This window comes from Pseudomonas sp. NFX183, assembly GCF_047943075.1.
In the GTDB taxonomy this organism is placed as follows: domain Bacteria; phylum Pseudomonadota; class Gammaproteobacteria; order Pseudomonadales; family Pseudomonadaceae; genus Aquipseudomonas.
In genome coordinates this window covers 3,631,376-3,653,349 of the sequence record NZ_CP181333.1, presented here as the reverse complement: position 1 = coordinate 3,653,349, position 21,974 = coordinate 3,631,376, and the positions used below count along the sequence as shown (strand labels likewise).

24 protein-coding genes are annotated in these 21,974 nt (G+C 61.6%); 12 read left to right on the top strand and 12 right to left on the bottom strand.

Features of this window, described 5'->3' with window-relative positions; all coding sequences use genetic code 11:
- Positions 1-43: 43 nt before the first annotated feature.
- Positions 44-367 carry a DUF2025 family protein gene (locus tag ACM530_RS17030; RefSeq protein WP_094953038.1) on the bottom strand — a complete coding sequence of 108 codons (324 nt, stop codon included), beginning with the start codon at positions 365-367 and terminating at the stop codon, positions 44-46.
- A 232-nt stretch (positions 368-599) separates the two neighbouring features.
- Here ACM530_RS17030 and ACM530_RS17025 point away from each other — a divergent pair, with 232 nt between their 5' ends.
- From ACM530_RS17025 to ACM530_RS17005, 5 genes are all read left to right on the top strand, one after another.
- On the top strand, positions 600-1,727 hold the full coding sequence (locus ACM530_RS17025; RefSeq protein WP_416362724.1) for a glycerophosphodiester phosphodiesterase: 1,128 nt from the start codon (positions 600-602) through the stop codon (positions 1,725-1,727).
- A 99-nt stretch (positions 1,728-1,826) separates the two neighbouring features.
- Positions 1,827-2,132, top strand: a complete 306-nt coding sequence (locus tag ACM530_RS17020) for a PepSY domain-containing protein (RefSeq protein WP_416362723.1) — start codon at positions 1,827-1,829, stop codon at positions 2,130-2,132.
- A gap of 185 nt (positions 2,133-2,317) precedes the next feature.
- Positions 2,318-3,490, top strand: a complete 1,173-nt coding sequence (locus ACM530_RS17015) for a GAF domain-containing sensor histidine kinase (RefSeq protein ID WP_242196243.1) — start codon at positions 2,318-2,320, stop codon at positions 3,488-3,490.
- 100 nt (positions 3,491-3,590) lie between these two features.
- Entirely contained in the window at positions 3,591-4,613 is a 1,023-nt protein-coding gene (locus ACM530_RS17010; protein WP_145159429.1) for a transporter, read from the top strand.
- Positions 4,614-4,860: 247 nt separating this feature from the next.
- A complete protein-coding gene (locus ACM530_RS17005) occupies positions 4,861-6,477 on the top strand; it encodes an inorganic phosphate transporter (protein WP_242196245.1) in 1,617 nt (538 codons plus the stop codon).
- A 61-nt stretch (positions 6,478-6,538) separates the two neighbouring features.
- Here ACM530_RS17005 and ACM530_RS17000 read toward each other — a convergent pair whose 3' ends face one another.
- The 3 genes from ACM530_RS17000 to ACM530_RS16990 form a co-directional block, all read right to left on the bottom strand.
- Complete coding sequence (locus ACM530_RS17000; RefSeq protein WP_416362722.1) at positions 6,539-7,513, bottom strand: biotin-dependent carboxyltransferase family protein; 975 nt, start codon at positions 7,511-7,513, stop codon at positions 6,539-6,541.
- Positions 7,510-8,388 carry a 5-oxoprolinase subunit B family protein gene (locus tag ACM530_RS16995; protein WP_370003777.1) on the bottom strand — a complete coding sequence of 293 codons (879 nt, stop codon included), beginning with the start codon at positions 8,386-8,388 and terminating at the stop codon, positions 7,510-7,512. The genes ACM530_RS17000 and ACM530_RS16995 overlap by 4 nt, the downstream gene beginning before the upstream one ends.
- A gap of 332 nt (positions 8,389-8,720) precedes the next feature.
- Positions 8,721-9,524 (bottom strand): 5-oxoprolinase subunit PxpA, encoded by an 804-nt coding sequence (locus ACM530_RS16990; protein WP_416362721.1) that lies wholly within the window; start codon positions 9,522-9,524, stop codon positions 8,721-8,723.
- Between the two features lie 104 nt (positions 9,525-9,628).
- On the opposite strand from ACM530_RS16990, the gene ACM530_RS16985 reads away from it, so the two are divergent.
- Positions 9,629-10,546 (top strand): LysR family transcriptional regulator, encoded by a 918-nt coding sequence (locus tag ACM530_RS16985; protein WP_145159439.1) that lies wholly within the window; start codon positions 9,629-9,631, stop codon positions 10,544-10,546.
- On the opposite strand, the gene ACM530_RS16980 is transcribed toward ACM530_RS16985, so the two are convergent.
- On the bottom strand, positions 10,543-11,439 hold the full coding sequence (locus ACM530_RS16980) for a LysR family transcriptional regulator (protein ID WP_145159441.1): 897 nt from the start codon (positions 11,437-11,439) through the stop codon (positions 10,543-10,545). The two genes, ACM530_RS16985 and ACM530_RS16980, sit on opposite strands and share 4 nt — an antisense overlap.
- Positions 11,440-11,545: 106 nt before the next feature.
- Between ACM530_RS16980 and ACM530_RS16975 the strand changes: the two genes are divergently transcribed.
- Both ACM530_RS16975 and ACM530_RS16970 read left to right on the top strand, forming a co-directional pair.
- Positions 11,546-12,304: an SDR family NAD(P)-dependent oxidoreductase gene (locus tag ACM530_RS16975; protein WP_416362720.1), complete on the top strand. Its 759-nt coding sequence runs from the start codon at positions 11,546-11,548 to the stop codon at positions 12,302-12,304.
- Between the two features lie 50 nt (positions 12,305-12,354).
- Positions 12,355-13,260, top strand: coding sequence for a LysR family transcriptional regulator (locus tag ACM530_RS16970; RefSeq protein WP_145159444.1), 906 nt, complete (start codon positions 12,355-12,357; stop codon positions 13,258-13,260).
- Here ACM530_RS16970 and ACM530_RS16965 read toward each other — a convergent pair.
- Positions 13,247-13,687 carry a multidrug/biocide efflux PACE transporter gene (locus tag ACM530_RS16965; RefSeq protein ID WP_416362719.1) on the bottom strand — a complete coding sequence of 147 codons (441 nt, stop codon included), beginning with the start codon at positions 13,685-13,687 and terminating at the stop codon, positions 13,247-13,249. The genes ACM530_RS16970 and ACM530_RS16965 overlap by 14 nt on opposite strands.
- An 88-nt stretch (positions 13,688-13,775) precedes the next feature.
- Here ACM530_RS16965 and ACM530_RS16960 point away from each other — a divergent pair, with 88 nt between their 5' ends.
- A complete protein-coding gene (locus ACM530_RS16960; RefSeq protein ID WP_145159448.1) occupies positions 13,776-14,630 on the top strand; it encodes a LysR family transcriptional regulator in 855 nt (284 codons plus the stop codon).
- Positions 14,631-14,692: 62 nt separating this feature from the next.
- On the opposite strand, the gene ACM530_RS16955 is transcribed toward ACM530_RS16960, so the two are convergent.
- The 4 genes from ACM530_RS16955 to ACM530_RS16940 are packed head-to-tail and all read right to left on the bottom strand — an operon-like array spanning position 14,693 to position 17,223.
- Complete coding sequence (locus ACM530_RS16955) at positions 14,693-15,916, bottom strand: RNA polymerase sigma factor (protein ID WP_416362718.1); 1,224 nt, start codon at positions 15,914-15,916, stop codon at positions 14,693-14,695.
- The gene (locus ACM530_RS16950) at positions 15,913-16,389 is read right to left on the bottom strand and encodes an SRPBCC family protein (protein WP_416362717.1); all 477 of its coding nucleotides are present in this window, start codon (positions 16,387-16,389) and stop codon (positions 15,913-15,915) included. Before ACM530_RS16950 ends, ACM530_RS16955 begins: the two co-directional genes overlap by 4 nt.
- 27 nt (positions 16,390-16,416) lie before the next feature.
- Positions 16,417-16,761 (bottom strand): YciI family protein, encoded by a 345-nt coding sequence (locus ACM530_RS16945; RefSeq protein ID WP_416362716.1) that lies wholly within the window; start codon positions 16,759-16,761, stop codon positions 16,417-16,419.
- Between the two features lie 42 nt (positions 16,762-16,803).
- Positions 16,804-17,223 (bottom strand): YybH family protein, encoded by a 420-nt coding sequence (locus ACM530_RS16940; RefSeq protein WP_416362715.1) that lies wholly within the window; start codon positions 17,221-17,223, stop codon positions 16,804-16,806.
- Between the two features lie 147 nt (positions 17,224-17,370).
- Between ACM530_RS16940 and ACM530_RS16935 the strand changes: the two genes are divergently transcribed.
- Positions 17,371-17,859, top strand: coding sequence for a GNAT family N-acetyltransferase (locus ACM530_RS16935; protein WP_416362714.1), 489 nt, complete (start codon positions 17,371-17,373; stop codon positions 17,857-17,859).
- A 21-nt stretch (positions 17,860-17,880) separates the two neighbouring features.
- A complete protein-coding gene (locus tag ACM530_RS16930) occupies positions 17,881-18,486 on the top strand; it encodes a pyridoxamine 5'-phosphate oxidase family protein (protein ID WP_145159460.1) in 606 nt (201 codons plus the stop codon).
- A gap of 38 nt (positions 18,487-18,524) precedes the next feature.
- Here ACM530_RS16930 and ACM530_RS16925 read toward each other — a convergent pair whose 3' ends face one another.
- Positions 18,525-19,007: a GyrI-like domain-containing protein gene (locus ACM530_RS16925; protein ID WP_416362713.1), complete on the bottom strand. Its 483-nt coding sequence runs from the start codon at positions 19,005-19,007 to the stop codon at positions 18,525-18,527.
- A 203-nt stretch (positions 19,008-19,210) separates the two neighbouring features.
- On the opposite strand from ACM530_RS16925, the gene alaC reads away from it, so the two are divergent.
- Positions 19,211-20,428 (top strand): alanine transaminase, encoded by a 1,218-nt coding sequence (gene alaC / locus ACM530_RS16920; protein ID WP_145159464.1) that lies wholly within the window; start codon positions 19,211-19,213, stop codon positions 20,426-20,428.
- Between the two features lie 122 nt (positions 20,429-20,550).
- Here the strand turns inward: alaC and ACM530_RS16915 are convergent, their stop codons facing one another.
- Positions 20,551-21,903, bottom strand: coding sequence for a GntP family permease (locus ACM530_RS16915; protein ID WP_106578477.1), 1,353 nt, complete (start codon positions 21,901-21,903; stop codon positions 20,551-20,553).
- Positions 21,904-21,974: the final 71 nt, after the last annotated feature.

The following is a 21,974-nucleotide window of genomic DNA, read 5'->3' as shown; positions in this document are numbered from 1 at the left end:
AGCTCCCACCTCTGATCTTCATTGCCGGCAAAACAACAGGTGCTTAGCTCACCAAACTGCGCAACGCACTGATCTGCGGGATTTCTACCCGGCGCATGTACACGCGCAACGGCTCGGTGATGTTGATACGGTCGTCGATGTTCTGGTCCAGCAGCAACTGCAGGCGTTCGCGCGACAGGGTCATGGCGTGGTCGGCGGCCGGCAGCCAGACAAATTCAGCAGTGGGAATGATGCCGTCATCGGCCACGTCCATGCCGAAGGAATCTTCGCTGAAACGCACGATGTACTGGCCGGTTTTGCGGTTCAGGCCGACAAAACCGTGGAGTTGGTCGGCGGCCTGGCAGATGAGTTCTGAAGTGATGCGCATGGTAAACCTCACTGAAAAGTCCCACTGGGACTGGAAAGATGGTTTACACGCGTGGCAGAAATTACCGCCCTCTGACGGGGCAGCTGCGGCCAAGAATACTGCAATACAGCACAAAAAAACCCAGAAAAATGGCGCCTGAGCACCTTAATGTCGGTTTGGTGATAGCGCCTTTCGCAATCAATTGTTAAAAAGGACGCCTTCTCAAAGTTACCTCCACGAAAGGACTTCGCATATGCCTGTCACGTTTACCAAGAGCGCCTTGCTGCTCGCTCTGATGCTCGGCCTTGGCCAGGCACAGGCTGCCGACCCGATCAGCCCGGCTGAATTGGCAACAAACGTAGGCATTCCGTACCCGGCCGTCATTGCGCACCGTGGCGCTTCCTACGACGCTCCCGAATCCACCGCGGCGTCCTACAAGCTCGCGCGCGACCTGGGCGCCGACTACCTGGAAATGGACCTGCAGCGCAGTAAAGATGGCGTGCTGTTCGCCCTGCACGACAACAACCTGCAGCGCACCACCGACGTGGCCACCAAGTTCCCCGAGCGCAAAGACGCCCCGGCCAACGAGTTCACCTGGGCCGAGCTGCGCACCCTGGACGCTGGCAGCTGGTTCAACGCCGCCTACCCGGATCGCGCGCGCCCTGCGTTCGTCGGCCTGAAAATCCAGAGCCTGGACGAAATCATCAAGATCGCCGAAGGCAACCCGCAGCACAAACCCGGCCTGTACATCGAAACCAAAGAGCCCAAGCAATTTCCGGGCATCGAAGCCGACCTGAAAAACAAGCTGCTGGACAAGGGCTGGTTGAGCTCCGCCGGCTCCAAGCTGGGCAAGAGCAACACGGGCGTCGGCCAGGGCAAGGGCCGCGTCGTGCTGCAAACGTTTGAAAAAGACAGCTTGAAAGAGCTGCAGAAAGAAATGCCCAACACCCCGAAAATCCTGCTGTTGTGGGTCGGCCCTGGCAGCATCGAGCCAAAATCCGCGCAAACATTTGCCGAATCCGGCGAGACCACCAAAGCGGCCTACTACGCCAAGCAAGAGCCCAAAGACGCTGCCGAATTTGAAAAATGGGTCGACGAAGCCAAAAGCCTCGGCGCCATCGGCACCGGCCCATCGGCCGAGCTGACCAACCATGGCGACCAGAGCTACACCGACCTGGTGAAGCCGCAAATGAACAAGCTGACCCACGACAAAGGCTTGCTGGTGCACGTCTATACCGTCGATGAGCCCGTGGACTTCGAGAAAGTGATGGCCGCTGGCGTCGATGGCATCTTCACCAACCGCGCCGCCGAACTGCTGAAGTTCTACAAGCGCTGGCCGTCGTCGAGTGTGCAGGACCTGCTCAAGGACAACGGGTACTAAGCGTCAGGCCGCAATAGGTGTCGGTTGGCCATTAAGGATGAATTAAGTTGCGCTGGTTAATCTGGCGCCACTTAAACAGCTCACCCAGAAGGACACACCATGAAAACCCTGACCGCCCTGTTTGCCGCTACTGCCCTGACCCTGACTGCCGGCCTGGCCCAGGCGGATGTTCGCCCGGATCACATTGAAGGCCTGCTCAAATCCGGCGCAGTCATGCCGTTCGAGAAACTCAACGCCGCCGCCGTGGCCATTCACCCCGGCGCCAGCATCACCGACACCGAGCTGGACCACAAAAACGGTGTGCTGGTGTACGAAGTTGACGTGACCGACACCGCCGGCAAGCGCTTTGAAGTCAAGCTCGACGCCAAGACCGGCGCGGTGCTGGAAAACAAGCAAGACACTTGAGTCAACCGCCAAAAAAACCGCGCCACTTTTTAAGTGGCGCGGTTTTTTTATGCGCGCTGAAAAGCCAGAGGCAGGAAAAGTACCCGCCTGCTTAATGAAATTACACCTACAGCGCGCAAGGTCGCTAGAATCCCACTCATTAAGCTGGGCACAACGCCCACCCTCCTCCATATCGAGACCGCTGCATGGGGCAGAAAGCCGCCGACATCGCCACTATTGGCCGTATCAGTGCCGTACCTGCGATGCTCAAAGTCATCAGCGACATGACCGGCCTGCGTTTTGCCGCCGTGGCGCGCGTGACCGAGGACACCTGGACCGCCTGCGCTGTACTCGATCAATTGGAGTTCGGCCTCGGTGTGGGTGGCGAGCTGGACCTGTCCACGACGATCTGTCACGAAATCCGGGGTTCCCACGCCTCCGTGGTGATCGACAAGGCCAGCGAAGACCCGCGCTACCACGACCACCACACCCCGCGCATGTACCAGTTTGAAAGCTACATCTCGGTGCCGGTGTTCCGCACTGACGGGCGCTTTTTCGGCACTATTTGCGCGTTGGACCCCAACCCGGCGCAGCTGCGCAGCAGCACGATCCAATCGACCATGGAGTCGTTCGCCCGGGTGCTGTCCTTGCAGATCGAAGCCGAGGAGGCCTTGCAGAATACCCAGGCGCAATTGCAGGAAGAACGCGGCACCGCCGAGCTGCGCGAGCAATTCATCGCCGTGCTCGGCCATGACCTGCGCAACCCGCTGTTCGCCATCAACTTCGGTGCCGAGCGGCTGCTGCGCAAACACCCCAACGCGGCGACCGACCCGCTCGTACGGCACATCCTCGCCAGCGGCCGGCGCGCCTCGCAACTGGTCGAAGATGTACTGGATTTCGCTCGCGGGCGCATGGGCAGCGGCATACCGCTGCACCTCAATGATTGCCTGGATCTGCAGGACGCTTTTCGCCATGTGGTCTTCGAAGTGCAAAGCGTAAACCCGCAACGCTTGATCAAGGCCGATATCGGCGACCTGCGTGGCGTCTACGGCGACCGCGATCGGCTGGCGCAATTGCTCTCCAACCTGGTGGCCAACGCCATCCATCATGGTAGCCACGACGGCCCGGTGGAGGTCACGGCGCGGGTTGAACAGGGCCACTTCACGCTGACCGTGAAAAACCCCGGCCAGATCGACGAACTGGCTTTGCCTCGGCTCTTCCAGCCCTACTCGCGGCCGGTCAAGGACACCCCGCAAGCCGGCCTGGGCCTGGGTTTGTATATCGTCAAGCAGATTGCCGATGCCCACGGCGGGCAGCTTGAGGTGTCGTCCTGCGCAGAAAATGGCACGCGTTTCACCTTCACACTGAAAACCCGCTGAACTGGTTTTCAAACCGTCACAAAATCGTCATCCAGCCTTGCAATGATTCGCCCACGCGAACCTGTGAAACGTCCTACAGGCGCTTTCTCTGCGAGCCTCCATGAACCACAGCATCGACCACGGCCATCAGGATCCCGATCTGTTTGGCCTGCTTTACGGGTTTCGTTTTCGACCCGGCGAAAAGGGCGAGCAGATTGACTCGGCCACGGCGCTCGCAGCCTTGCAGGCGCCGCACAACCCGGAAGAATTTCTCTGGCTGCACCTGAACCTGGCGCACGCCGCGTGCGAGCGCTGGATGCAGACGCATCTGGCGCTGCCGGAAGAGTTTTTCGAAGCCTTGCACGAAGGTTCGCGCTCTACGCGCATCGAACACGTTGACTCGGCCTTGCTGGCGGTGGTCAACGACGTGGTGTTCAACTTCAGCAGCATGGTCTCCTCGGATATTTCCACGCTGTGGGTGTGCGCCCGCAGCCACTTGCTGGTGAGTGCGCGCCTGCAACCGTTGCACTCGGTGGATAAATTGCGCTCGTCGGTCAAAGCCGGTGAACGCTTTCGCTCGCCGCTGGAGTTGCTGGTGCATTTGTTGCGCGACCAGGGCGAGGTGCTGACCCAGATCGTGCGCAAGACCAGCCTCAGCGTCGACCAGATCGAAGACCAGTTGCTGTCCTCACGCCTGTCTACCAACCGCGCCGAACTGGGTGCTGCGCGCCGGGTGCTGGTGCGCCTGCAACGCCTGCTGGCGCTGGAGCCGGGCTCGTTGCTGCGCCTGCTCAATCGCCCGCCGCAGTGGCTGCAAAAGGAGGACGTGAAGGAATTGCGCAAATCCACCGAGGAGTTTGCGCTGATCATCAACGACCTGATGGCCCTGGGCGAGCGGATCAAATTGTTGCAGGAAGAGATCGCCGCCAACCTCAATGAACAAAGTAACCGCACGCTGTTCACCCTTACGGTGGTGACCGTGCTGGCGTTGCCGATCAACATCATTGCAGGCTTTTTCGGCATGAACGTGGGGGGCGTGCCGCTTTCTACCGACCCGGAAGGCTTCTGGATTCTGGTGGCGTTGGTGGCCACGTTCACCTTGATTGCCGGCCGCTGGGCATTCCGCAAACGCAAAGATTACTGACCTGCAATACAGTCAAAATGTGGGAGCTGGCTTGCCTGCGATAGCATCACCCGGGTGTCTCTGAAGGACCGAGGTGCCTGCATCGCCGGCAAGCCAGCTCCCACATTGATTGCACTCTGACATTACTTTTGTGGCGGTTTGTAGACCAGTGGCACGCCCAATTCCCTAAACACTGACTTACCGCAGCATCTCTGTAACATTCTGCAATGATCATCAACGCCATCCTCCCCACACTGGATGCTCCGGCATGGCCACCCCTTCCCTGACTGCCTCCACCACTGCCTCACACGCAGACCCCAAACCCCGGCTGGACAAGAAACCCGGCCTGGTGACGGTGATCATCTTCTTCGCCGTGCTCGCCATGGGTCTGCTGTTTACCGCCTACAGCCTGATGCACGACATGCACGAACTGGGCACGGTGGTGACCACCTGGACGCCGTTCCTGCTGCTCGGCGTGGCGCTGTTGATCGCCCTGGGCTTCGAGTTCGTCAACGGTTTCCACGACACCGCCAACGCGGTGGCGACGGTGATCTACACCAACTCGCTGCCGCCGCACTTTGCGGTGGTGTGGTCGGGCTTTTTCAACTTCCTCGGCGTGCTGCTGTCCAGCGGCGCCGTGGCGTTCGGCATCATTGCCCTGCTGCCGGTCGAGCTGATTTTGCAGGTGGGCTCCTCGGCCGGTTTCGCGATGATCTTCGCCTTGCTGATCGCCGCGATCCTGTGGAACCTCGGCACCTGGTGGCTGGGCCTGCCGGCGTCGTCTTCGCACACCCTGATTGGCTCGATCATCGGCGTCGGCGTGGCGAACGCCTTGATGCACGGGCGTGACGGCACCAGCGGCGTCGATTGGAGCCAGGCGATCAAGATTGGTTATGCGCTGCTGCTGTCACCGCTGATCGGCTTCGCGTTTGCCGCCTTGCTGTTGCTGGCCCTGCGCGCCTTTGTGAAAAACCGCTCGTTGTACAAGGCGCCCAAGGGCGACACCCCGCCGCCGTGGTGGATTCGCGGCATGCTGATCGCCACCTGCACCGGCGTGTCCTTCGCCCACGGTTCAAATGACGGCCAGAAAGGCATGGGCCTGATCATGCTGATCCTGGTCGGCACCCTGCCAATGGCCTACGCGCTGAACCGCACCATGCCGGCCGAGCAGTCGTTGCAGTTTGCGGCAGTGGCCGAGGTGACCCAGGTCGCCTTGATGAAAAGCGCACCGCAAGCACTGCCGGGCGACCCACGGCCGATCCTGTCGACCTACGTGCGCACCAAGGAAGCCACCGCGGAACTGATACCCGCCCTCGCCGCCCTGGCAGGCCAGATTGGTGACGAAGTCAAAGGCTACGGCTCTCTGGCCAAAGTCCCCGCCGAAGCGGTAGGCAACGTGCGTAACGACATGTACTTGACCAGCGAAACCATTCGCCTGATGGACAAGGACAAGGTCGGCAGCTTCGACGCCGACACCCAAGGCAAATTGAAGCTGTTCAAGGAACAGGTCGACAGTTCCACGCGCTTTATTCCGCTGTGGGTGAAGATCGCCGTGGCCATCGCGCTCGGCCTGGGCACCATGGTTGGCTGGAAGCGCATCGTGGTGACGGTGGGCGAGAAGATCGGCAAAACCCACCTGACCTATGCCCAAGGCGCCTCGGCCGAGACCGTGGCGATGCTGACGATTGGCGCAGCGGATATGTTCGGGTTACCGGTATCGACCACCCATGTGCTGTCGTCCGGTGTGGCCGGGACCATGGTGGCCAACGGCGGAGGGTTGCAGATGAAGACCATCCGCAATTTGCTGATGGCCTGGGTGCTGACCTTGCCGGCAGCGATTCTGTTGTCGGGCAGTTTGTACTGGCTGTTCACCAAACTGTTCTGACACAACGCAATTGGAAAGGTGGGAGCTGGCTTGCCTGCTCCCACAGGGGTTTTAGGGTGTGTCAGGAAGTAAAGAGGCCAGCCATGGCCTTCAACCGCTTCTTGTACACCCGCCGCGCCTCCAACGCCTCCTCCAGCGTCACCGCCACAAACCCCGCCCGCTGGTTCGGCTGCATCTGCCCGATCAAATCCAGATCCGCACTGATCACCGTGCCAATCATCGCGTAGCCACCGCCCGACACCGCATCCCTGTGCAGCACAATCGGCTCCAAGCCGGCTGGCACCTGGATCGAGCCAATGGGGTAGCAACTGTCGACGATATTCGACGGATCAGAGCCCGCGCCAAATGGCTGCTCACGCGGCTGAAAACTCAGCGCGCTGCCGCCCTTGAAGCGATAGCCGATGCGATCCGCCTCGGAGCCCACCGTCCACGGCTCGGCAAAAAAGCTGCTCTTCGCGCCGTCAGTCAGCCGGTCGTAATACAGCCCCGGCACCACACGCAAGGTCACATCGCCGCCGACTGAGCGACGCAGTGCCATCGGCAAACTGTTGCCCGCACGCCCCTGCCCACTGGCATCGCCGATCGGCAGTTCATCGCCCGCCTGCAAGCGCCGTCCCTGAAACCCACCGAGCGCGCCGAGGGTGTATGTCGAGCGACTGCCGAGCACCAATGGCACATCAATGCCGCCCGCCACCGCCAGGTAGGTGCGCGCGCCCGCCTTGGGAAATTCAAAGCGCAACACTTGCCCGGCGCGCACCTGGAACGCGGTGTCCTGGTGCACCACGTCACCGTCCAGGCGCGGCGCCATCAGCGCACCGCTGAGCGCCACCAATGCGTCCTGTTGGAACTGCAACTCCGGGCCAATCAACGTGCATTCCAGGCCCGCCGCACCCACCGGGTTGCCCACCAGGTGGTTGGCCGCGCTCAAGGCGTATTGGTCCAGTGCACCCGAGGGCGGAATGCCCAAGTGGTAATAGCCTTCACGACCAAGGTCCTGCACAGAGGTGGCGAGGCCGGGTTTGATGACTTTGATCATTCCAGCGCCTCCTGCAGGGTTTTCGGATAGCCAACGGGGTCGGCAAGAAAGGCGTCGAGGGAAAATTCCACCGGGCGGATGCGCAGGTCGAAACGCCCCGCGTCCACCTCGGCGACCGCCAGGTCGTAGGCGTCGCGGTCCAGCGGTTTGAACTGCACGATGTCACCGGGGCGGAAGAACACCATGTGTTCCTTGAGGTACGCCAACTGCTGCGCCGGGTCGTAGATCGGCGCCGGGGTCACGCCAAACATCTGGTAACCACCGGCGCCGCGTACCGAGTAGATACAGCCAAAGCAGCCGCCATGCCCGAGGGTCAATTTGGGCGTGTCGGTGCGCGGGCGCAGGTACTTGGGCACCTGCAATTGCCGTTCGCGCTCAACCATCTGGAACATGAACGGCAGGCCTGCGACAAAGCCCACCATCGACACAAACCACGGCGCGCCGCTGTGGGCGGCGATAAACGCGTCCACGTCGGCCAGGCCGTTGATGCGCGCGGCGTATTCCAGGTCCGTGCCCGTGGGGTCTTGGTGACGGTCGCGAAAACGCATCAGCGTTTCGTGGGTCCACGGGTCGTTGTAGAGCACCGGGATTTCAATGATGCGCGTGTGCAACGTGCGCTCGGCCACGGCCTGGGCTTCGGCGCTTTGCACGGCGTCGAGCAGCACGTGTGGCGCGATGCGGTCGGGGTCGAAGCGAATCTGAAATGACGCGTTGGCCAGGCACACATCCAGCACGCCTTCCAGCGCCAGACGCTCCACGGCGCGGGTCACGGCCATGCCTTTGAAAAAGGCCTGCAGGGACATGCTGTCGCTGACCTCGGCAAACAGGTGTTCATCACCGCCGAAGCTGTAGCGGATGGGGGACGTTTCAGCCATGTCTGTTCCTCTTGGAATCATTGTAGAAAGGCAGGCAAAAAATAATGTGGGGGGCGCACGCTTTTTGTTGTGGTGAGCGCATGTCGTTGTGGCAAGTGGTCTTACTGTGGTCAGTGGGCTTACTGTTGCCAGTGGGCCTACTCTGTTCAGTGGGCCTACTGTTGCCAGCGGGCTTACTGTGGCGAGCGGGCTTGCCCCGCGTTGGGCGGCGAAGCCGCCCCAATAAACGCCGCGTAGTATCAGGTAGCACACGGTCGCCTGATTTAAGGGCTGCTGCGCAGCCCAACGCGGGGCAAGCCCGCTCGCCACAGGCCACAGCAAGCCCGGTTGTCTCAGCAAGCCCGCTCGCCCTCAGAGAGTCCTCTCACCCCAACACGTCCATTCGCCGCAGTGACTACGATGCCCGCCCGGTCCAACGCTTCGCGAGTGGCCTCGACCAATTCCAGCGCGCCGGGCGTGTCGCTGTGCAGGCAGATGGAATCGAATTCGATAGGCAGGTCTTCGCCCTCTACCGTTCGCACCAACCCCGTCTGACAAGCACGCAAGACCCGCGCCGCGACCGTTGCAGGGTCAAGCGCGCGCACATTGCGGGTAAACACGATGGAGCCGCTCAGGTCGTATTCACGGTCGGCATAAAACTCGCGCACCACAGGCTGCCCGAGTTCCTTGGCAACGCGCCAGATCACCGAGTTGGGCATGCAGTACAGCAACAGTGTCGGCTCAATGAGTTGCAGGTTTTGCACCAGCAAGCGCGCGGCCTCTTCGTCGCGGGCCAGGTGCATGTAGAGCGCGCCGTGGGGCTTGATGTGTTGCAGGGGCACGCCTTGGGCGCGGGCGATTTCGCGCAGGGCGCCGAGCTGGTAGAGCATGTCGTCCACCAGTTCCTGCGCCGGTGCGTTGATGTGCCGACGGCCGAAACCCACCAGGTCGCGAAAGCCTGGATGCGCGCCGATGGCCACGCCCAGTTGCTTGGCGCGCGCGACGGTGCGGCGCATGGTACCGGGGTCGCCGGCGTGGAAGCCGGTGGCGATGTTGGCTGAGCTGATGTAAGCCATCAGTTCAGCATCCACGCCATCGCCGATGGTCCAGGGGCCGAAGCCTTCGCCCATGTCTGAATTGAAATCCACTGCCTGCATCGGTGTCGCTCCGCCAAAGGTGATGCCAGGAAAGTAGGCTGGCGCTTGACCCCTTGGGAAGATCTATTATCAGATGGCCCATCTTCTGAAAATCAGATAAAGCCATGTCCCTGACTTTGCGCCAAGTTCGCTACTTCGTCGCCACTGCCGAGATCGGCCAGATTTCCCAGGCGGCCATCCACTTGAACATCTCCCAGTCGGCGGTGACCACGGCGATCAAGGAACTGGAAGCCATGCTCGGCGTGCAGCTGTTTGTGCGTTCGGCCCAAGGCATGAACCTGACCGATGCCGGGCGGCACTTTCTCAACCGAGCCTACGTGATTGTGCGCAGCGTGGACGACGCGCTGAACAGCCCGCTGCCGGATTACCGCGCCAGCGGCGTGCTGCGCGTGGCGGCCAGTTACACGGTGCTCGGCTACTTCCTGCCGCATCACTTGCAGCGCATGGAACACTGGCACCCGGACGTGACCATCGAGGTGTTCGAGCAGGAGCGCCAGGCCATCGAACACGGCCTGCTCGACGGTCAATTCGACATGGCCGTGGTGCTCACCGCCAACCTCACTCACCCGGATATCGTCTCGGAGATCCTGTTCAATTCCGAACGCCGCCTGTGGCTGCCCAGCCACCACCCGTTGTGCGAACGCGGCGCCGTGAGCCTGGCCGATGTGGCGCAGCAACCCTACATCCTGCTCACCGTCGACGAGGCCGAACACAGCGCCATGCGCTACTGGGAACAGGCCGGGCAAACGCCCAAGGTGCGGCTGCGCACCAGTTCAGTGGAAGCGGTGCGCAGCATGGTTGCCAATGGCAGCGGCGTGGCGATTCTGTCGGACCTGGTGCACCGGCCCTGGTCCCTGGAAGGCAAGCGCATCGAAACGCTGACCGTGACCGACCCGGTGACGCCCATGAGCGTCGGCCTGGCCTGGCACCGCGAGCGCGCGTTCACGCCGGCGATGCAGGCGTTTCGGGATTACTTCCACGACGCCTTCCTGGCGCCACAGCAGTTGTCGGCGCGGCGTTAAATCCGGGCTTGCAACGTGGCAGCCAGCCAATCCATGAACACCCGCACGCGCTGTGGCAAATGCCGTTGCCCGGCATAGAGCAGCGACACGTCCAACGCCGGTGCGGGGTAGTCAGGCAACACGGCCACCAGTTCACCGCGCTCGAGTAAATCGCGAATCCCCAGGACCGGCACCTGAGTGATGCCAAAACCGCCCAGGCACGCCGACTTGTACGCATCGGTGCTGTTGACCGTGACACGCCCGGCCATCGGCACGCGGTGCACTTTGTTGCCCTGCTGGTATTCGAACCCCGGCGAACGCGAACCCAATGGCCGCACGTAATGCACCAATTGGTGATGCGCCAGGTCGGCCAGGGTCTCGGGCTTGCCATGGCGCTGAACATACTCGGCGCTGACGCAGTTGATCATCGGCATGCTGTACAGCAGGCGCGCGACCACCGACTGATCGGGCTGCGCGCCAACGCGCAACACGCAGTCGAAACCTTCGGCGAGCAGGTCTACCTGGCGGTCGGTGGTGCTGATTTCCAGCTCAATCAACGGGTGGGCGTGCATGAATTCGGGCAGGCGCGGCAGGATCAGGTCCCGCGCCATGACGTTGGGCATGTCCACGCGGATGCGCCCGCTCAGTTGCGCTTCATCCTGACGAAACAGGCCTTCAAGTTCTTCCATGTGCGACAGCAAATCCTTGCTGCGCTCATACAGCACGCGCCCGTCCTGAGTGGCCTGGACCTTGCGCGTGGTGCGCTGCAACAGGCGCGCACCGAGCAATTCTTCGAGTGCCTGCACGTGCTCGGACACCGTGGAGCGCGGCAGGCCCAGGCTCTCGCCGGCCTGGGTGAAACTCGACAGTTCGGTGACCCGCACGAAGGTGCGCAACAGCTCAAGCTTGTTCATGGGATTGTTCGCCTTATCCGGCCAGTGATTCCGATAACGCCCTGTTTATCACGTTACGAGCGGACAAATACACTCAGTCCCACTGATCACACAAGAGGACTGCACCATGACCCGTAAAATCGCACTCATCACTGGCGCCAGCCGCGGCCTGGGCAAAAGCGCAGCGCTGCACCTGGCGGCACAGGGCGTCGACATCATCGGCACCTACCACAGCGCCGCAGCCGACGCCCAAGCGGTGGTGGAACAGATTCAGGCGCTGGGTGGCCGTGCGGCCATGTTGCAACTGGATGTCAGCCAAAGCGGCACTTTCAATGACTTCGTCGGCGAGATCAGCACAGTACTCAAGGATGTTTTCGCACAGGATCACTTCAATTTTCTGATCAACAACGCCGGCATCGGCGCTCACGCCAGCTTCGCCGAAACCACCGAAGAACAGTTTGACCGCCTGGTGGCGATCCACCTCAAGGCGCCATTTTTCCTCACGCAAAAATTGCTCCCGCTGATCAGCGATGGCGGGCGCATCATCAATATCTCCAGCGGCCTGGCGCGGTTCAGCCTGCCAGGGTATTCGGCGTATGCCTCGATGAAGGGCGCGGTTGAAGTGCTGTCGCGCTACCAGGCCAAAGAGTTGGGCCCGCGCGGCATTACCGTCAACACCCTGGCACCGGGCGCCATCGCCACCGACTTCGGCGGCGGCGCGGTGCGCGACAACAAGGACCTCAACGCAATGGTCGCCAACAACACCGCGCTGGGCCGTGCCGGTTTGCCAGACGACATCGGCGGCGCGATCTCGACCTTGCTGGCCGATGGCAACCACTGGATCACCGGGCAACGCATCGAAGCTTCGGGCGGCATGTTTCTGTAGGCATTGTGCGCTAGCATCAATGCCTTCAAGTCACAGACAGGCAATCACCGATGAGTTTCGATCCAGGTTTGGCCGGCGGCATGGGCGTATTGGCAGCCGTGGTCGACAGCGGCAGTTTTGCCCGCGCCGCCGACAGCCTGGACATGACGCCTTCGGGGGTCAGCCGGGCAATTTCGCGGCTGGAAAAGCGCCTGGGGATTCGCCTGTTCGACCGCACCACGCGCTCGGTGCAACTGACCGACGAAGGCCGACGTTTTTATCAGCAAATCGCGCCGTTGCTGGCCGGTCTCGAAGAGGCCGCCAGCTCCGCCGCCGACAGTGCATTGACCGTACGCGGGCGCTTGCGGGTGAATATCGACCCGTACTTTTCGCGCCTGGTATTGGGCCCGGTGCTGGGCGACTTCATGCGCCGCTACCCGCAATTGCAGTTGGACTTGCACACCCGCGACCAACTCGGCGATCTGGTCGCCGACGGTTTTGACGTGGCGATTCGCTTCGGCATCCCGCAATCCTCCTCGCTGATCGCGCGCAAATTGATGCAAGTGCGCGTGCTCACCGTGGCCTCCCCCGCTTACCTTGAGCAATACGGCCGACCGGCCACGCCACAAGACTTGGAAACCGGGCATATGTGCCTGGACTTTCGCGACTCGCAGACCGGCCGCCCGTTTGCCTGGGAGTTCCACCGCAAGGGCGAGCAGGTGATCGTGCGCACCGACGGGCGCTTGGTGGTCAACGACGCCAGCACCTTGTACAGCGTGTGTGAACACGGGCACGCGGTGGCGCAAATGCTCGACCTGGGCCTGACGCCGGCGCTCAATGCCGGCAGCCTGGTGGAGTTGTTTCCCGACTGGCCGGACGAGCGTTTTCCGTTGTACGCCTACTACCCGTCGCGGCATTTGCCCGCCGCCAAGGTGCGGGCGTTTCTGGAGTTTGTCGCCTCGCTCAAGCTTGGCTGACCAGCCGGCGCTGTACGAACCTTTCCCGCAGCACGTCATAGCCCCAGTGATACACATAGGTGTACGGCAGGAAGAACAGCAGCACGCCGATGTCGAGAATAAACGCCTGCATCAGGCTGATGTTCAGCCACGCTGCGATCAACGGCACACACATCAGAATCAGGCCGCCCTCGAACATCAACGCGTGCAGCACACGCGTCCAGCCATTGTTGGCGAGTTTCCAGCGTGCCTTCAGGCGGTCGAACAGGCCGTTGAAGATCACGTTCCAGGTCAGCGCCATCAGGCTGATCGCCAGGGTGACCATGCCCATCTCCAGGGCGGGCTTGTCCATGATCCACGCCAGCAACGGGGTGCAGATCAACAACGCCAAACCTTCAAAACCAATGGCTTGGCAAACACGTTCAGTAATCGACTTGGTAGGGTTCATGGCCCGGCTCCGTGAGTGAGGACGGTTGCCATGATTACCCTTTGAATCGATACTTCATAACTAATAACCATCGATCAAGGCGATAGTCATGGCCTCTCATGAAGTGCTGCAGGCGTTTGTCCAAGCGGCCACCCAAGGCTCTTTTTCTGCCGCGGCGCGCAAGTTGGGCAAGAGCCAGTCCACGGTCAGCGCGGCGGTCGCGAGTCTGGAGATTGACCTGGATGTGACGCTGTTTGATCGCAGCAGCCGCAAGCCAACGCTCACCCCGGCCGGCCACGTATTGTTGCAACGCGCCGAGCAGGTGCTGGAGGCCAGCAGCCGCCTGGCGCTGGCGGCGAGCCAGTTGTCACAGGGCCTGGAGCCTAAGTTGACCATCGCCATGTCCGATACTTACCAGTCCGACCGCTTTGAAATCGCCCTCAAAGCGTTTGAACAGCGCTACCCGGACCTTGAGCTGGAATGCCTGATCGCCGAGTGCGAAGATTTGGTCGCTCTGGTGCAGAGCGGCCGAGCGCAGATTGCGTTTATCGAGCAACAGGACACCTACCCGCCCGACCTGACGGGCGCTCCCGTGGAAGAGCGCACCGAAATTGCGCTGTTCGTCGCGCCTTCACACCCGTTGGCCCACTTGAAAAACATCTGCGTGAACACCTTGCAGCAGCATCGCGAGCTGCGCCTGGCCAGCATCATCAACCCGAATGAAATCCGTGCCACTGGGCGCGTGTGGTCGGCACCCAGTTACCTGATGTTGATGGAAATGGCGCAGCTGGGGTTCGGCTGGGCGCCGATACCGCGCTGGCTGGTGGAGCGTTTTGGCGGCGACCACCTGGTGGAGCTCAAGGCCCGTGGTTGGCCACGCTCGGTAGCGGTGGATGCGCTGTGGTCAAGGCACCACCCGCCGGGGCCGGCGGGAAGCTGGTTGCTCGGCAAGATGTTGGAGTGATTGCCCCCAGACAACGCGTTTGCATGTGGGAGCTGGCTTGCCAGCTCCCACAGGGTTGATCCTTATTGTCTGGGGGATTTGAGTTCAGCCAGGCGCCGCTCTAAAAAGCGCTTTTCTGGGGTTTGCTGAGTCAGTGACAGGGCTTTTTCGTACGAAGCACGGGCTTCTTCACTACGCCCCAACTGCCGACAAAACTCCCCACGCGCCGAATGTGCCCAGTGGTAATCCAGCAACTCGCTTCGCGCAAAAATTGCCTCCACTGCCTGCAGGCCCTCCAACGGCCCATCGCGCATGGCCAGCGCCACCGCGCGGTTCAACTCGATCACCGGCGACGGCACCGCCCTGAGCAACACGTCGTAGAGCCCGACAATCTGCGGCCAGTCCGTCTCCCCCGCGCTCGACGCTTCGGCGTGCACCGCCGCAATGGCGGCTTGCAGGCAATACGGGCCAAAACGCCGTGTGCTCAACGCCTGCTCCACCAGCGCGCAGCCTTCAGCAATCAAGGACGCGTCCCACAACCCACGGTCCTGTTCATCCAGCAACACCAACTCGCCGTCGGCCGAGGTGCGCGCCGCTCGGCGTGATTCGTGCAACAGCATCAGCGCCAGCAGGCCGATGACTTCCGGCTCTGGCAGCAGTTCCACCAGCAGGCGCCCCAGCCGAATGGCTTCGCGGGTCAGGTCCTCCCGAGTAAGGTTCGCGCCCATCGACGCCGAATAGCCCTCGTTGAACACCAAGTAAACCACGCGTAACACGCTGTCCAGGCGCTCGGGCAATTCGTCGCGGGACGGCACCTGATAGGGAATCCTTGCTTCGCGAATCTTGGCCTTGGCGCGCACGATGCGCTGGGCAATGGTGGTGGGCGTGGAGAGAAAGGCGCGGGCGATTTCTTCGGTGGTGAGGGCGCAGATCTCACGCAAGGTCAGCGCCGCCTGGGCGTCAGGCGCCAGCGCCGGGTGGCAGCAGGTGAACATCAGGCGCAGGCGGTCGTCTTCCACGTCGTCCTCACTCCACGCGGCCGCTTCCAGCGCGTCGGCCTGCTCCTGCAACAAGGGGGTAAAACGGGCCTGGCGGCGCAGGCGGTCGATGGCTTTGAAACGGCCGGTCGAGACCAGCCAGGCGCGTGGATTGCTCGGCACACCGTCGTGCTGCCAGCGCTCGACCGCGACGAAGAACGCCTCGTGCAGGGCTTCTTCGGCGAGGTCGAAATCACCGAGCAAACGGATCAGCGTGGCGAGCACGCGGCGTGACTCGCTGCGGTAGATCGCCTCCAGTTCAGGCGTCAATCGGGCATGCCCTGGGTCACCAGCGTCACCAGGCGGTCCAGGCTCTGGCCCCAGCCGTCATGAAACCCCATGGCTTCGTGCGCCTGTTTATCGGCTTCGCTCCAGTGCATGGCGCGAGCGGTGTAGAGGGTTTTGCCGTCGACCTCTTCGAAGGTCACTTCGGCGGTCATGAACGGCTTGCCCGACGGCACCCAGCCTGGCGAGTAAGCGTCGGTAAACACCAGCCGGCTCGGCGCCTGGATCTCCAGGAACACACCCTGGGTCGGGTACTCGGCGCCATCCGGCGCACGCATCAGGGTACGAAACAGGCCACCGACCCACAGGTTCATTTCGCACTCGGGCGTGGTCATGCCGTGGGGTCCCCACCATTGTTGCAACAAGGCAGGTTCGGTCCAGGCGCGAAACACACGGTTGCGCGGGGCGTCGATCAAGCGGCTGATGGACAGTTCAAATTCGGCAATTGGCGTTGTCATGGGATAAACCTCTTGTGGTTGTTGTTTTCAGAGATTCAATTCACGCACGGGGCGTACTTCCACACTGCCGACCCTGGCCGCCGGTATGCCACCGGCCACCTGGATCGCTTCGTTCAAGTCCTTGGCCTCGATCAGGTAAAACCCGGCGAGCTGCTCCTTGGTCTCGGCGAACGGCCCGTCGGTGATCGACAACTTGCCATTGCGCATGCGCACGGTGGTGGCGGTGCTCACCGACTCCAGTGGCTCGGCGGCGAGCATGCGCCCGCTGGCCTGGATGGCCTCGGCATAGGCAAAACACTCGGGGTCCGCAGGACTGTCCGGCGAGGTGTGCAACGCCTGCTCGTCGCTGTAGATCAGGCAGAGGTATTTCATGGGCGTCTCCGTTTTCGGACTACTGACTATAGTTCGTGGCGGTCAGGGTTTCAGGTCGAACAATGCGCTGCCGCTGTTCATGTCGAAGGGCGCTGACCAATGCTCATGCACCACGCGCCATTGACCCTCGATGCGCTGGTAACCGGCGGTCACCCGCATCCAGCAGGCCTTCACCACGCCATCCGGCCCGGCACCGCCGCAATGGGCCAGCCAATGGGCAAACGCACTCTCGGGTGCCTCGACGATATGCAGCTCATGGAACTCAAAAATACCGGGACCGGAGCAGTGTTTCATGCAGTCCTCCCAATGCGTGCGGTAGGCCGCCTTGCCCTTGAATTGCAACGCGGTGACGGCGTCGAACGAGACGATATCGTCGGCGTAAAAGCTGACAATTTTTTCGATATCACGGGCCAGCACAGCCTGCTGCCATTCATCGATCAGACGGGTGATTGCAGTGCTCATGGCGATACTCCTGAGGGTGGAAAATCACGTGGGACACCCTTAGTCGAACGCGCTGTGGGTAAATCGACAGCGCGCTGAAAAATAATTTCGCCACGCGCAAACCCGCTAGAATCCACGCCTCTTTGTAGGATTTGGGATGCGCCCTGGATGGAAACCCGCCTCGTGCCCTATGAGACGCTGAGCCTTGTGCAAAAACAGCAACTCGACACCCTGCAAGTGCATCCCGAGCAACTGGCGTATTCAGGCGATATCTACTGCGCGCTGAACAGCCTGCTGGTCAATCCCAGTCCCAACGCCATCAAGGGCTTCGCCCTGCTTGCCGATGACGTGCCCGTCGCGTTCCTGCTGCTTAAACGCCCGCCCTGCCTGCCTCATTGGGCCGATGAACACAGCGCCACGCTGCATGCGTTGCAGGTTGATCGGCATCAGCAGGGCCGTGGGTTTGGCAAAGCCTGTTTGCAGGCGCTGCCGGCGGCGGCCCTGCGCGCGTGGCCGCAGATCAAAGCGTTGGAGTTGTCGGTGGACGCGCAGAATGTGGCGGCAATGAGCCTGTATCTGGCGGCGGGTTGGGTCGACAGCGGCGAGGCGTATAAGGGCCGGATTGGCCATGAGCGCCGGCTGGCGTTAGTGTTTTGAAACGATAAGGAGGTGGTGAACATGCTGACAACCCTGGAACAACTCGAAACCCTCTACGGCCTCCCCCACGAGCGGGCGGTGCGCAAGGAGATCCCGTTTCTCAACGAGGATTACCAGGCCATGGTGCGGGCGTCGCCACTGGTGGTGGTCAGTTCATCCGGGCCGGAAGGCATCGATGGCTCGCCGCGCGGCGATGTGCCGGGGTTTGTGCGGATTGTGGATGAGCGCACCCTGGCGATCCCGGATCGGCCGGGCAATAACCGCCTCGATACCCTGCGCAACCTGGTGCAGGACCCACGCATCGCATTACTGTTCATCATCCCCGGAATTGGCGAGACCTTACGCGTGAATGGCCTGGCGCAGATTTGCATCGAGCCCGAGCTGCTGGAGAGTTTTGCGGTGAACGGCAAGCCTGCGCGCTCGGTGATTCTGGTGCAGGTGCAAGCCGCGTATTTCCATTGCTCGAAAGCGTTTGTGCGCTCGGACTGCTGGAACCCCGAGAAGCACCTGGACCGTTCGGAATTGCCGTCGGCCGGGGCGTTTCACAAGCGGCTCAATGACGGGCAGTTTGACGCCGAGGCGTATGACCGGGAAATGCCGGAGCGGGTCAAGGCCACGCTGTATTGAAGGACCTGTGGGGCCGGAGCGCCGGCCCCTGTGAGTCATCAGGCTTTCTTTTCGATCGGCATCCAGATCTCAACGGAACCGGTGCCTTTGCGTGCATCAAAATCCGCGCTGTAGCGCTCGAAATCCGCCCCGGCCACCTTGTAGCCCGAGTGTGGCAACCACTCGAACATGATGCGCTCGTAGGTTTGCTCAAGCGCTTGCACCGGGCCGTGGTGCGCAAATACCGCGTAATGGCGAGCAGGCAATTCAACTGACTGGAAATTGCTGGGCACATCGCTTTTGGCCGGCACTTCAACGCCGGCCAGATAGTCGAACTCGCCTTGCTTGGCGTTGTAGCACACGCCATACATCTGGCGGTCAACGCGCTTGCTGATGTCTTTGATGTTGCCGTCGAGCACTTCCCACAACTTGGGAATATCCCCCACGGTGGCTTTGTCGTAATGGCCCTTGAGCCCGGCAATCACCAGGGCTTTGCCCTCTTCCAGGCGTGGCTGCAAGGGTAGTTTTGTCTGCTGATCCATCTGAACAGTCTCCTTCTTGTGAGGGCACAAACCCGCATCGAGTATAGGGGCATATTGACGCCTCACCCCAATCAGAAATTTTTCCTGCGCCATCTGGACAACTGGCCATCATCGACCGTATTGTCTGCCCCGCAGGCCACCGCCACCGCAGTGGCCGACGTCGCTCGGACGGTTCCGGGCGCTTACGTACTCTTGAGGCAACAATGGCAGACCAAGGTTCGCCGCGCCGCTTTGCGCGCATAGATCGACTCCCCCCTTACGTTTTCAATATCACGGCCGAGCTGAAGATGGCTGCGCGTCGGCGCGGCGAAGACATCATCGACTTGAGCATGGGTAACCCTGACGGCGCCACGCCTCCACACATTGTGGAAAAAATGGTCACCGTCGCCCAGCGTGAAGACACCCACGGCTACTCCACCTCCAAAGGCATTCCGCGTCTGCGCCGGGCGATCTCGCGCTGGTACAAGGACCGCTATGAAGTGGACATCAACCCGGAAACGGAAGCCATCGTCACCATCGGCTCCAAAGAAGGCCTGGCGCACTTGATGCTCGCCACCCTCGACCAGGGCGACACCGTGCTGGTGCCCAACCCCAGCTACCCGATTCACATCTACGGTGCCGTGATTGCCGGCGCCCAGGTGCGCTCGGTGCCGCTGATTCCGGGGGTGGATTTTTTCGCTGAACTGGAACGCGCCATTCGTGGTTCGATTCCCAAGCCGAAGATGATGATCCTCGGCTTCCCGTCCAACCCCACCGCGCAGTGCGTGGAGCTGGACTTCTTCGAACGGGTGATCGCCCTGGCCAAGCAGTACGACGTACTGGTGGTGCACGACCTGGCCTACGCCGACATCGTCTACGACGGTTGGAAAGCCCCGTCGATCATGCAGGTGCCGGGCGCCAAGGACATTGCGGTGGAGTTTTTCACCCTGTCCAAGAGCTACAACATGGCCGGCTGGCGCATTGGTTTCATGGTCGGCAACCCGGAACTGGTCAACGCGCTCGCGCGCATCAAGAGCTACCACGACTACGGCACCTTCACCCCGCTGCAGGTGGCGGCGATTGCGGCGCTCGAAGGCGATCAGCAGTGCGTCAAAGACATCGCCGAGCAGTACCGCCAGCGCCGTAATGTGCTGGTCAAGGGCTTGCATGAACTGGGCTGGATGGTGGAGAACCCGAAGGCGTCGATGTACGTCTGGGCCAAGATTCCCGACGCGTATGCCGCCATGGGCTCGCTGGAATTTGCCAAGAAATTGCTGCTGGAAGCCAAGGTGTGTGTGTCGCCGGGCATCGGCTTTGGTGAGTATGGAGACGATCATGTGCGCTTTGCGCTGATCGAAAACCAGGACCGCATTCGCCAGGCAGTGCGCGGGATTCGCGGGATGTTCCGCGCGGATGGGTTGGTACCCAAAACCGGGGCATAACTCGGTCAACAATGTGGGAGGGGGCTTGCCCCCGATAGCAGAGTGTCAGTCACTGCATCGGGTGACTGGTCCACTGCCATCGGGGGCAAGCCCCCTCCCACATTTGTTTTGTGGTGAACCTGTTACACCACCATCGACAGCAACATGATAAAGATCAGCGCCACCACCGACAGGATGGTCTCCATCGCTGTCCAGGTCTTGAACGTCTCGACCACGGTCATGTTGAAGTACTGCTTCACCAGCCAGAAACCCGCATCGTTGACGTGAGACAACACCAGTGAGCCTGCGCCCGTCGCCAACACCAGCAACTCACGGTTCACGCCTGGGATCATGCCCACCACCGGCACCACAATGCCTGCGCCGGTAATGGTTGCCACGGTCGCGGAACCAGTCGCCACGCGAATCACTGCCGCCACCAGCCACGCCAGCAAAATCGGGTTGATCTGCGCGTTCACCGCCATGTGGCCGATCACGTCACCCACGCCGCTGGTCACCAGCATCTGCTTGAAACCGCCGCCGGCGCCGATGATCAAAATGATCGCCGCGGTCGGCGCCAGGCTGGCGTCGAGCAGCTTGAGGATTTGCTTGGAATGAATGCCCTGGCGATGGCCAAAGGTGTACAGCGACAGCAGCAACGCCAGCAGCAACGCGGTGATCGGGTGACCGATCATGTCCATCCAGTTACGAATGGCGTGGCCGTCCGGCAGCGCGACGTCAGCGAAGGTTTTGAGCAGCATCAGGAACACCGGCAGCAGCACGGTGATCAGGGTGATGCTGAAGCTCGGCAGGTCTTTGGACTCCGGCTCGCGGGCCAGTTGATCGACCAGTTCCTGGGACGGGTTGCCCGGAATGTACTTGGCGATAAACGTACCGAAAATCGGCCCGGCAATAATGGCGGTCGGCAGTGCGACGATCAGGCCGTACAGGATGGTCTTGCCGATGTCGGCGCCAAACACGCCGATGGCCAGCAGCGGGCCCGGGTGCGGTGGCACCAGGCCGTGCACCGCCGAAAGGCCGGCGAGCAGCGGGATGCCGATTTTGATCAGCGACACGCCGGTGCGGCGCGCAACGATAAACACCAGCGGGATCAGCAGTACAAAACCGATCTCGAAGAACAGCGGGATGCCCACCAGAAACGCGGCGAACATCATCGCCCACTGGACTTTTTCTTTGCCGAAGGCGCGGATCAAGGTCTGTGCGATCTGATCGGCGCCGCCGGATTCGGCCATCATTTTGCCAAGCATCGTGCCCAGCGCGAGGATGATGCCGACAAAGCCGAGCACGCCGCCAAAGCCGTCCTGGAATGCCTTGATGATCTTGTCCACGGGCATGCCCGAGGTCAGGCCGAGGAAGCCGGCCGCGATGATCAGTGCAATGAACGGGTGCACCTTGAACTTGGTGATCAAAAAGATCAGCCCGATGATAGTGACCACTGCATCTAGCAGCAGGTAAGACTCGTGGGACATGCCAAACATGGGGGGTCTCTCCTGTTTGTTGTTGTTATTAAAGCGGGTGTTGAATTTCCTGCCGGGGATAGCGCTATCTT